Consider the following 10,600-nt stretch of genomic DNA (forward strand, 5'->3'; position numbering starts at 1 on the left):
TACTCGGGCCTTAAATTCGGCACTCAGGTGCCTTCTCTTTCTTTTGCTCATCGGTCTGTTCTTTTTCGGTGTGAATCCACCCACTCAGAACAGCTCCAATTCTTCAACTACTTCCTGGCTCCGGTTTATGGGTCCACTTCATAGCCCGAGACCTATAGCTAGGATCCCGAAGATAGCTGCAAGGGTTATCATTTCTCAGCCGAACGTCGAAGTCCACACATCCGCTACCGGGAGCGCTCCTCCGATTCAGGTTGAAGTTTGTCGTCACCCTCCGACTTCGACTCGGTGCGGGTAGCGGATTGTGGTGCGACGTCTTGTTCTCCAATTGAGTTCAAGTGCACCCATGTCTTTGGTAACAATTCTGAAACCGCCGTAATAGCTTTCTCGCTGGAGCCCTCTTCAGGTATGGAAAACCCAGATTCGTCCAATAAGAAGAATCTAATGGTTTCGAGTGTCTCTGGATCTTTGATTGACGAGAGAATCTGCGAAAGCTTGGCATCTCCGATCTTCTCAGCCACGTCAAGTAGGTAGGAGCCAAAGCCATCCGCAGCTCCACCGTCCAACCCGATGTTGGCGCTTGACCAAAAAAGCAGCTTAACCGCTGCTCTATCACCCTCGATAGCCCGCTGAAGAAGGACTGGGAAATCAATTCCCGCCGCCGCCATCTGGATTGCAGTTTCGCCGCGAATAGAACCCTTAGCGATCTCTGAAGTCAGTTTTACCGACGCCGTGCGGAAATGCGGTTCCTCTGCCTGCAATTGGCTGCCCACAACGATGCATCCCAGAGAGATGTAGAGAGACATGGTTTTCATGATCGTGTCAGGCATCTTTCTTCAGGAGAACGTCAAGGGTGACCCGCCGCCTACAGGCAGCGCCACTCCACAACAGGGTTAAGGGTTGAAGTAAACAGGGTCACGTCGAGTCAGGGCGTGTAGGCGGTTGGTGTCCACCCGCTTGTTCTCTCCCGATTGTGTCGTAGGTGGCTGACAGATGATCGGAGACCTCGGACGGGTTGATCAGAATCGCATAGCTGCAAAGAATCTGTTCGCCGGTGGAGACCCGGAGTGCATCAGAATCACACTGACCGTCGGCTCGCATCGTGATCGATCCAAGAATATCCGGAAGCTCGAACTCCGCAACAGCACCAAAAAGCCCAGGCCGAAACTCTGTTCGCTCTGGATATCTAGTAATCTTCATCTGAGCGATTGGCAGATCACCGTGCCACGAGATGAAATGATCGACCAGCATGAGATCGGAGCGAATTGAGGCAGAACATGGTCGACAGCAAGTCTTGCCATCTACGACTGCGATCTCCGATGGCTCTGTCTCATCTCCGCAAAGCTCACACCGTATCGCCGCTTCCTTGGGAGCCTCTGTCATTTTTTGAGAGAACGTCCAAAGCCACCCATCCACTACCGGAGGGCGCACTTTGATTTCAGGTTAAAGTTCATAAATATCATTAAAATTTCGACTCAAGGCGCGGTAGTGGATTGGTGTGCGCTGCCTTGTTCTCTAAATTCCCATTACGGCATCCCAGCCGCCTTTACTTGTTTTGTGTAGTCTAAATTCATAATAAATAGGTTTAGTCTTATTTCCATCCTTTATCAGGATATTTATAGTCTGAATAATCCGATCAGGCATTTCACTGCGTCTGTATATTCTTGATATTTCTGGTCTAGATTCACTAGGTGACTTTAGTGGTAAATCTAGAGATTTATTTTTTATGTGACTCAGGATGTTATTGTTGAGATCTCTATTTTCTATAGAAACTTCGATTATTTCATATTTTGCAGTGTCCATAAACCCCCAAAATCGCACTGTAGATTTTAGTAGTGAAAAATCTTCAACTGAGTATGTGCCTAAATGAACCACTTCTATTCTCGGAGAATCTAGCAGTGTGCTTTGTGTTTGATACTTTCCTTTCTCATTGTAAGAGTTAGAAAATACAAGTTGAGGATCACTCTTAGAAACTCCATAATAGAGGTAATTCGGTTCACTGCAATTTACTAAAAAAAGTGAAAACAGGGCTATTAAGAACAAGCGAGCCATTATTAAAGAGAACAGTACTTATTCGTATCACCTTGCGAAGTGATATCACGGGGTGAGTCTCTCCTTGCGCATGCGCTTCGGGCCCCGGGTTTGCAAGGTTTTTCTGGCTTGGGGTGCGTCTATCCGGTGATCTGGGCGGGGTGATTTCAGAGGTTTGTGTCCTTGCTGATATCACTGTGAGGTTCGCGAACCAACGACTCTTGTGAAGATTCAGGGTTCGGGGTTCGGGGTTTGGGGTGCTTGGTAGAAGGGCTTTTTGAGGGGCTGTGGCTTCGACTGCCGCTTGCCACCGCCGCTTAGAGGGTGGATGGCTGGAAACCCTTTCCTAGCCAGCGCGTAATTTTTTCCGGATGAGTTCTGCCCCCCTACCCGCCGCCGAGACCTTGCAAGCTGTGCGGCGCGAGGTGGCTCGGGTGGTGGTGGGGCAGGAGAAGCTGGTCGAGCGCTTGCTTTTGGCGCTTTTGTGCGACGGGCATGTCCTGCTGGAGGGGGTGCCCGGGGTGGCCAAGACCCTGACGGTCAATAGCTTGGCCAAGGCCATGCACGCGGCCTTCAGTCGCATCCAATTCACCCCCGATCTGCTCCCGGGCGATTTGACGGGCACGCTGGTCTACGATCCCCGCGAGCACCAGTTCACCCCCGAGAAGGGCCCGATCTTTGCCAATCTTCTGCTGGCGGATGAGGTCAATCGCGCTCCGGCCAAGGTCCAGAGCGCTCTTTTGGAGGCGATGCAGGAGAAGCAGGTGACTTTAGGCAAGGAGACTTTCCCCCTGCCCAGGCCCTTTCTGGTGCTGGCGACGCAGAATCCCATCGAGCAGGAGGGCACCTACCAGCTTCCGGAGGCGCAGGTCGATCGCTTCATGTTCAAGCTGAAGGTGGGCTATCCGTCTACCGATGAGGAGCTGGAGGTGATGCGCCGGATGGCCCGGGCTGAACCGATGCTGGAGGTGGAGCCGGTGCTGACGCTGGCTGCTTTGGTGGAGATGCGGGGGGCTCTCGAGGAGGTCTTTTTGGATGAGAAGGTGGAGCGTTACATTCTCCGCCTGGTCCAGGCCACGCGCGATCCGGAGGCGGCGGGGCTGGATTGGCAGCGCTACATCCGCTTCGGCGCTTCCCCTCGGGCTTCCATTTATCTTTCGTTGGCGGCCAGGGGGCAGGCCTTTCTGGAGGGGCGGGATTACACGACGCCTCAGGATGTGAAGGAGGTGGCGCACGATGTTTTGCGCCATCGGGTGGCCATTTCTTATCGCGCCGAGGCCGAGGGCCTGGATTCAGATGTTTTGCTAGAGCGTTTGCTCAAGCAGGTGCCCCTGTCTGCGGGCTAGTAGTGTGGAGGGCGGAGGCTCTCGTGATGTCATGTTGGACGAAGTTGAAAGCCGCTTGCGCCTTTTGGAGTTCCGGTGCCGTCGGCCGGTCGAGCATCTTTTGGCGGGGGAGTATCGCTCCGTTTTTCGCGGTCGCGGGGTGGAGTTCGAGGACGTCCGTCCTTACCAGCCGGGCGATGATGTCCGGACGATGGATTGGAAGGTGACGGCCCGGACTGGCCAGCCCCATATCAAGCGCTACATCGAGGAGCGGGAGCAGTTCGTGTATCTCCTGGTCGATTTGTCCGCCTCCATGCGCTACGATGAGGGTGGGCAAAAGCGCGAGACCTTGGTGGAGGCGGCCACGCTTTTGACGCTGGCGGCGGTTCGCAATCAGGATCGCGTGGGTCTCCTTCTTTTTACGGAGCAGGTGGAGGAGGTGATCCCGCCGGGCAAGGGCCGACGCCATGCGCTCCGCATTCTGGATGCCTTGCAGAATTTCCAACCCGAAGGACGCGGCACCGATCTCGCGGAGGCGCTCCAGTGCTTCGGCCACTTGGCGCGGCGGCCTTCGATTGCTTTCCTCCTGTCGGATTTTTTGAGCGAGGCCTTTCTCCTGGATTTGCAAGCCTTGGCGCTGCGGCATGATTTCAATGCGATCCAGATTGGCGATCGGGGACTGCCTTCCTTGGCCAGCGGCCTGCTCCGCATGGAGGACGCGGAATCGGGCCAGCAGCAAGTGGTGGATCTGACGGCGATGGCGGCCAAGAGCGCGCTGCCCGAGGCGGGCTTGCGACAAGAGCTGCTGGCGGTGGGCGTGGATGGGCTGCGCTTGGAGGTGGGGGCGGATTGTGTGGAGGCGTTGGCGGGATTTTTCCAAGCGCGCCGGCGACGAGATTTCGACGATTCCGGCGAATGAGGGGGGTGCTGTGGGGACTGGGAGCGTGGCTCCCGATGCTGGGCCTGGCGGAGGTGAGGTGGACGATCACGCCCCAGGAGTGCCGGCCGGGGGATGTGCTGGAGTTGCGGGCCAGCTGGGTGAGCCCGGATTACGCCGAGCTAGCCTTGGAGATGCCGGCGCAAGAGGCTCTCTACCTGGTGGCGCGCGAGAGCTGGCCGGTGGCGCTGGAGGAGGGGCTGTATCGGCAGGAGGTGCGCTGGATCTTGCAGCCTTTGCAGGCGGGTCCGGTGGAGCTGGCGGGTTGGCAGGCGCGGGTGACCCGAGCGGGCGAGACCCGCTCGCAGGAGCTGCCGCCGCTCCGGGTGGTGGTGGCGAGTTATGGCGCGGTGGCTGAGGACGATTTCACGCCGGAGCCCTTTCCCGCGTCCTCGGCTTCCCCAGAGGGAGGGCGGGCGACCGGGCTTTTTGGGTGGCTGGTGTTGGGGGGCGTTTTGGTCGCAGGGGGCCTGTGGTGGCGAAAGCGAAGGCGGGGGGACGAGGCGGTGGAGGGGGTCTCGCCCTGGCAGGCACTGCGCGAGGCTCTCGAACGGGGCGAGCGTCCGGTGCCCTTGATGGAACGGCTTTTGGCGGAGGAAGCTGACGAGCTTTCGACGGAGGTGGAGCAGGCTTTGGTTGGGGCGCTCTATGGCCCGGCGGGGGCCTTGTCTCCGCTGCGCGCGGCTTTAGAGAAGGAGGCGTTGGAATGAGCTTCGGAGCTCCCTGGGTTTTGCTCCTGATCCCGCTGCTGTGGTGGTGGGCTCGGGGGGATGGCCTCCGCTCGGCCCTTCCGGTGGCCTCGGTCCAGCCCTGGTCTGGGGGGCGGCGGGGGCGGGCGCGGATTCTGTGGCTGCCGCCCACCCTCCGCCGCCTGGCCGTGGCGCTGGTGCTGACGGCGCTGGCTTGGCCGCAGGGCGATGCGAGCGACCAAGAGGAGGTCAGCGAAGGCATCGCCATTCAGCTTTTGGTGGATGTGTCCAGCAGCATGGATATGACGCTGGAGGGGCCCGAGGGGGAGAGGCTGACGCGGATGGATTTGGCTAAGAAGATGGTCGAGCGCTTCATCGCCGGGGATGGCGGGGCGCTAAGGGGTCGCCCGCACGATCTCATCGGCCTGATCACCTTTGCCCGCTATGCCGATACGCGCTCTCCTCTGACTTTCGGGCATGAGGCGCTTTTGCAAATTGTCCGGGGCTTGCAGATCCAGGAGCGACCCAATGAGGATGGGACGGCCTACGGCGATGCGCTGGCCATCGCGGCGGCCCGGCTGCAAAATTTGGAAGAACTCAAGAGCGCGGGGCGCGGTCAGGCGGCCGAGGCGCTTTCCAGCAAGATCATCATTCTGCTGACCGATGGGGAGAACAATTCCGGGGCGCATCTGCCGACGGAGGCGGCCGGGTTGGCCAAGGCTTGGGGCTGTCGGATCTACGTGGTGAGTCTGGGGGAGTCGATCGGTCCGGAGGCCCTTTTGGAGGAGCTTTCCCCGGCGGAGCGCGTGCTGGAACATTTGGCCCAAGAGACGGGCGGGGTCTTCCGGCAGGCCCACGATTACGCTTCTCTGAAATCGGTTTATGGCGAGATCGATCAGCTGGAGCGCTCGGAGATTTCGCTCCGCAGCTTCGAGCGGGTGGCGGAGTGGTTTTGGCTGCCGCTCTTGGGAGCGGTCGGGGCCTTGGTGAGCGCCTTGTTTTTAGAAGCCACTTGGCTACGGGTGGTGCCATGACGGGGTGGGTTTTTCAATGGCCGGCCATGTTTTGGCTGCTGCTGCTGGTGGCAGCTGCGGGCTGGCTGGTAGCCCGGGCCGGCCGGGAGCGCCGCCGGGTCATGGAGTCGCTCGGCCGTAGGTCCGGCCCCCCGCTGCGGTGGCGGGATGTCTTACGGCTCAGTGCCCTGGCCTTGCTGGTCTTGGCCTTAGCCAGGCCGGGGCATTCCCCGCGGAGCGAGGCGACCTCCCTGACCGGGCGGGATGTGGTCTTCGCGCTTGATGTTTCGCGCAGCATGCTGGCGGAGGACTTGCCGCCCTCCCGGTTGGAGGCGGCCAAACAAGCCATCCGGGACGCTCTCGCGACTTTTGACCAGGAGCGCGTGGGGCTCGTGATCTTCGCCGGGAGTGCTTCCATTCTTTGTCCACTGACCTACGACTATGATTTTGTTCGCTACATGCTGGAGCAGGCCCAGCCTCGGAGCGTGGAATTTGGCGGCACCCATTTGCAAGCGGCGGTCGAGAAGGTCCTCGACCAAGTCTTTTTAGCGGGGCGCGCGGGGGTCCAGGATTTGGTGGTCTTGACTGATGGGGGGGACCATGGGTCGGAGATGACGCGCGTGGCCAGCCTCCTGCGGGAGAGCGAGAGCGAGGTGCTTTTGGTGGGCTTGGGCGATCCGGAACAGGGCTCGCCCATTCCCATTTTGGATGAGGAGGGGCAGGCCGTCTTGCTGGAGGCGGAGGGTCGCTTGGTGGAGACCCGGCTGGAGGAGGGCCCCTTGCGTTGGTTGGCGGAGGAGGTGCCCCGGGCCCGCTACGCCGGGGTGGGCACGCGGCCTTTTCATCTGGGATCGCTCTACCAAGAAGAGGCCTCCGGCAAGCCGGTCCAAGCCACTGCCCAAGAGGCGGGCCAGCTCGTCTACCAAGAGGCAGCAGGGTTCTTTCTGGTGCCAGCCCTCTGTTTGCTGCTCCTAACGGAGGGCCGGGGACGCTTGGGCTTTCGCTGGTGGGGGCGGGGGATGCTGCTGATGGGGTGGAGTTGGGCGCCGCTCAAGAGTCGCGCGGAGGAGCCTTTTCGCTCTGCCTTTGAGGCGGCCGTCCTGAAAATGGAGGCGGGGCAATATGAGGTGGCTTCGAGTGATTTCGCCCAGCTCTATGCCCAGTCCGCTTCGCGAGCGCAGCCGGCCCAGTTGGCGGCCATGCAGCTCAACCTAGGCTTGAGTTTGCTGAAGCTCTCCCAAGCCCAAGCGGGCGAGAATCCTGTCTTGGCGCTGGCCCATGCCGAGCAGGCCCAGCGGGCCTTTCTCTCTGCCAAGCGCTACGCGCCGGAGGGGGTGCGGGCCGGGGCTCGCTTGGAGGCAAGCGCGCAGGTGGTGGCGGCGCTGCGGCAGCAGCTGGCGGCCCAAGAACAGGCGGAGGAGGCCTTGCAGGAGCGCTTGCAAGCGCTGGTGGAGCGGCTGCAAGTGCTTTGGCAAGCGCAGGGAGCACTCCGCCAAGAGACGCTGGCGGCGGATGGGGAGCGAGGCCGCCCCCGCCCCCAACGGAACGCACCGCCCGCGGTGCCGCCTGAGAACGCCCCCGCCCTTTCTCTAAAATTCCAGCAGGAGCAGGCCAGCCTCCGGGCGGCGGGGGAATCGTTGCAAGAGGAGATGGGGGCCATCGATGCGGCCTTGGCCGGTTCCTCCCTGGGAGGCTTGCCCGGGATGGAAACGCTTTTGCAAGAGCCGCTCGAGCTGATGGGCCGAGCGGTGGCGGCGCAGACCCGGGCCGAGGGGCAGTTGGCTGGCTGGGGGAGTTGGCCGGCGGCCCGGGGGGAGCAGCTGTTGGCCGAGCGAGCGCTGCAAGCGATTTTGGATTTGCTGGGGGGCAACCAAAGCAGCCAGGGCGAGGGCGAGGAAGAGGAATGGGAAGACTATGAGGAGGACTACGACTACGCGGACGAAGACTCCGAGAGCCAAAGCAGTTCCCAGCCCTCGTCCGGCGATCTCGCGATGGGGGCTGAGATGCAGGAGCTGCCCGTGCCGAACTACTCGGTCGAGGACATTTTGGCTGAGGAAGAAGGCAATTTGCAATTTCGCCAACAGGAGCGAGCCAAGGCCTCGGCGGGCCAAGTGGAAAAGGATTACTGATGAGACGGGGACTCCAGCTAGCGTGCCTTTGGTGTTCGGGGATGGCCTCGGCCCAGACCTATGAACCCGTGCAACCAACGGTCGAGCCAGCGGAAGGGCCCGCCGAGGTGGTGACGCTCCATGTGCAAGACCAATCGCTCTTCGCGGATCGGGTGGCGAGCGCTCTTGTTTTCTTCGAGAGCGTGGTGAGCGAGGCACCCGCGGAATGGCCCCAGTCAGACAGCTGTCAGATTCTGGAGATCGAGCTGCGGGAGACGCCCTCTTCCACGGAGGGGGCCTCGGTGGCCGTGGTCCGTTTTCTACCCACTGGGAGCGGGCTGATGATCTTACCGGCTTTCGAGTTTTCAGCCCCCGGCAAGTCCTTTCGCACCGAGCCGAAGCAACTCCGGGTGCGAGAGCCCCTCCGTTCTGCGGAGATGGCCCTCACCTGGCAGCCCCACCAGCAGACAGTCTACGTGGGCCAGCCTCTGCGGGTGGACTTGCGCTGGGAGAGTTCCTTGGCCGCCGGTCGCTTGCAAGCGCTGCAGCTGAATCCGGCTTTTTTCCAAGATCCCGAGGTGGAGGTGGTCATCCCACGCCACACCGGGTCGGAGGAGGGCAAGGTCGGCCTGCCCGTGGGTGGGCGACGGGTCATCGCTACCCGCACGCTCGCCCCCAGCCAAGAAAACGCCCTCGGCCAAATCACCTTGCCGCTCTTTTTGCGCTTCAGCCAGCCGGGTCGGGTGGCGATCCCGGAAACCAGACTGGAGTGCGCCTACTTGGCGGAGGGGCGGCGGGAGTTCGCGAGGTACGCCGCCCACTTCAACAACAGCTTCTTCGAGCCCACCAAGCCGAGCCAGCTCTACGATCGACTCTTCACCACGGCGGATGCCTGGGAGATCGAGGTCCTCCCCTTGCCGCCCGCGCCGGGGGGAGCCTTCAGCGGATGGTTTGAGCCGGTGGAGATTGACATCGAAGTGCAACCAACCGAAGTCAAAGTGGGCGATCTGCTCTCCCTGGAGATTGCGCTGCGGGGCGAGGTGCCGCATGGCCTGCGTCCCCCGCCTTCGCTCGTAAGCCAGCCCGGGCTTCGCTCGCGCTTCCTGGTGGACGAGGACTTTGGGAAACGCTGGCACCCGGAGGGCACCCTCTTTCAAACCCGGGTTCGGGCCTTGAGCAGTTCGGTGCAGGCCTTCCCCGCCTTGGAGTTCGTAGTCTTCGATCCGGTGAGCGGGGCCTATCGCAAGCGTCGCACGGAGGCCCTTCCCCTGCAGGTGGCCGCCAACCAAGGTCGGGAATTCCTCGCGTTGCGCTCTTTCGCGAATGCGGCCGTTCCGCTCACGGCCCAGCCCGAGGGCATTTGGCACAACCAAGTGGCCAGGCCCTGGCACGACGTGGTGAGCGGGCTGCTGCGTTTTTTCGATCGGGCCTTTTGGGTGCTCCTGTGGCTCGGGCCAATCGCTTTCGCGCTCGCCTGGCCCCTGGTGCGTGAGCGGCGCCGGCGGGCCCAGGACCCGGAGTATCGCCAGCAAGCCGAGGCCTATGCGCGATTTCGCCGGACGAGCGAGGGCTCCCCCGCGCACTGGCAGGCCTTTCTCGACTTGCTGGGAGCCTGCTTCCAAGCCCGCGGCCAGGCCTGGACGGCCGGCGATACGGAGAAAGCCTTGGCCGAGATCGAAGTGCCCGTGGAAACGCGGAAGCGGGTGGCCTCGCTCCATGCGGCCATCGATGCCGAACGCTTCCGTCCCGAGGCGCCGACGGCCAAGATTCCCTCGCTCCGGGAAATCGCGCGGCAGGTTCGCCGGGCCTGCCTCCGGCTGGCCTTGATCTGGGGGCTGGGATGCTCGCTCGCCCCGTCCCCTGCACGGGCTGGTGGGCCAGATGGGGCAGAGGGGGCCTCTCGGCCTTCTTGGGAAAAGGCGGAGCGCTTGTTTGCCGACGCGCAGCAGGCGGGACAGGGGACCTTTGAAGCGCAAGCGGCTTACCGGGAAGCGGCTTTGCAGTTTGAGGCGACCGCGCTCGCGGGGGAGCGAATCGACTCTGCCTGGCAAAATGCGGGTAATGCCTGGTTTGAAGCGGGCGACCTCGGGCGGGCCATCTTGGCCTATCGCCAAGCGGAGTTGTTTCGGCCTTTTGATGCGCCCTTAGCAGCAAGCCTGACCGCCGCGCGGGCCTTGGCGCGCAATGAAGTGGTGGACAAGCGCCCTCTTTGGGAGCGGGTTTCAGGGCCTTGGCCGCGAATAGCCACGCTGGGGGCCAGCTTGGCTTTTTGGCTGCTTCTGTCGGGAGCACTTCGCTATCGAGGGAGAGCTTGGTGGATTGCGGTGGGCGTGGCCGCTTGCCTGTTTTTAGGAGCGCTCGTTTGGGTCGGGGCGGGCTGGGCCAAGGGAGGCCGGCAAGGGGCGGTCGTAGTGGAAGCAGCGTCGGCCCGCAAGGGCCCCGGCTATGCCTACGCGCCCGCCTTTCAAGAGCCGCTTCACGATGGGTTGGAATTGAGTGA

8 protein-coding genes are annotated in these 10,600 nt (G+C 61.8%); 6 read left to right on the forward strand and 2 right to left on the reverse strand.

The annotated features are described in order from the left end of the window. Positions 1 to 224 precede the first annotated feature (224 nt). Together AAF555_11635 and AAF555_11640 are read right to left on the reverse strand one after the other, a co-directional pair. Positions 225 to 827, reverse strand: a complete 603-nt coding sequence (locus tag AAF555_11635; GenBank protein MEM6912215.1) for a hypothetical protein — start codon at positions 825 to 827, stop codon at positions 225 to 227. Positions 828 to 1,512: 685 nt separating this feature from the next. After that, positions 1,513 to 2,049, reverse strand: a complete 537-nt coding sequence (locus tag AAF555_11640) for a hypothetical protein (GenBank protein ID MEM6912216.1) — start codon at positions 2,047 to 2,049, stop codon at positions 1,513 to 1,515. Positions 2,050 to 2,399: 350 nt separating this feature from the next. Between AAF555_11640 and AAF555_11645 the strand changes: the two genes are divergently transcribed. From AAF555_11645 to AAF555_11670, 6 genes are all read left to right on the forward strand, one after another. Next, complete coding sequence (locus AAF555_11645) at positions 2,400 to 3,374, forward strand: AAA family ATPase (GenBank protein MEM6912217.1); 975 nt, start codon at positions 2,400 to 2,402, stop codon at positions 3,372 to 3,374. Between the two features lie 31 nt (positions 3,375 to 3,405). After that, positions 3,406 to 4,272 carry a DUF58 domain-containing protein gene (locus AAF555_11650; GenBank protein MEM6912218.1) on the forward strand — a complete coding sequence of 289 codons (867 nt, stop codon included), beginning with the start codon at positions 3,406 to 3,408 and terminating at the stop codon, positions 4,270 to 4,272. Then, on the forward strand, positions 4,269 to 5,000 hold the full coding sequence (locus AAF555_11655; protein MEM6912219.1) for a hypothetical protein: 732 nt from the start codon (positions 4,269 to 4,271) through the stop codon (positions 4,998 to 5,000). The genes AAF555_11650 and AAF555_11655 overlap by 4 nt, the downstream gene beginning before the upstream one ends. Continuing rightward, positions 4,997 to 6,013 carry a VWA domain-containing protein gene (locus AAF555_11660; protein MEM6912220.1) on the forward strand — a complete coding sequence of 339 codons (1,017 nt, stop codon included), beginning with the start codon at positions 4,997 to 4,999 and terminating at the stop codon, positions 6,011 to 6,013. Before AAF555_11655 ends, AAF555_11660 begins: the two co-directional genes overlap by 4 nt. Continuing rightward, on the forward strand, positions 6,010 to 8,121 hold the full coding sequence (locus AAF555_11665; protein MEM6912221.1) for a VWA domain-containing protein: 2,112 nt from the start codon (positions 6,010 to 6,012) through the stop codon (positions 8,119 to 8,121). Before AAF555_11660 ends, AAF555_11665 begins: the two co-directional genes overlap by 4 nt. Continuing rightward, positions 8,121 to 10,600: hypothetical protein (locus tag AAF555_11670; GenBank protein ID MEM6912222.1), on the forward strand; the 2,480-nt coding region annotated here is incomplete at its 3' end. The genes AAF555_11665 and AAF555_11670, both read left to right, overlap by 1 nt.

The sequence above is a fragment of the Verrucomicrobiota bacterium genome (assembly GCA_039027815.1).
In the GTDB taxonomy this organism is placed as follows: domain Bacteria; phylum Verrucomicrobiota; class Verrucomicrobiia; order Verrucomicrobiales; family JBCCJK01; genus JBCCJK01.

Bases quoted from the DNA above. Each gene is read 5' to 3' on its own strand.
- AAF555_11635 (MEM6912215.1), bottom strand. From the start codon at position 827: ATGCCTGACACGATCATGAAAACCATGTCTCTCTACATCTCTCTGGGA.
- AAF555_11640 (MEM6912216.1), bottom strand. From the start codon at position 2,049: ATGGCTCGCTTGTTCTTAATAGCCCTGTTTTCACTTTTTTTAGTAAAT.
- AAF555_11645 (MEM6912217.1), top strand. From the start codon at position 2,400: ATGAGTTCTGCCCCCCTACCCGCCGCCGAGACCTTGCAAGCTGTGCGG.
- AAF555_11650 (MEM6912218.1), top strand. From the start codon at position 3,406: ATGTTGGACGAAGTTGAAAGCCGCTTGCGCCTTTTGGAGTTCCGGTGC.
- AAF555_11655 (MEM6912219.1), top strand. From the start codon at position 4,269: ATGAGGGGGGTGCTGTGGGGACTGGGAGCGTGGCTCCCGATGCTGGGC.
- AAF555_11660 (MEM6912220.1), top strand. From the start codon at position 4,997: ATGAGCTTCGGAGCTCCCTGGGTTTTGCTCCTGATCCCGCTGCTGTGG.
- AAF555_11665 (MEM6912221.1), top strand. From the start codon at position 6,010: ATGACGGGGTGGGTTTTTCAATGGCCGGCCATGTTTTGGCTGCTGCTG.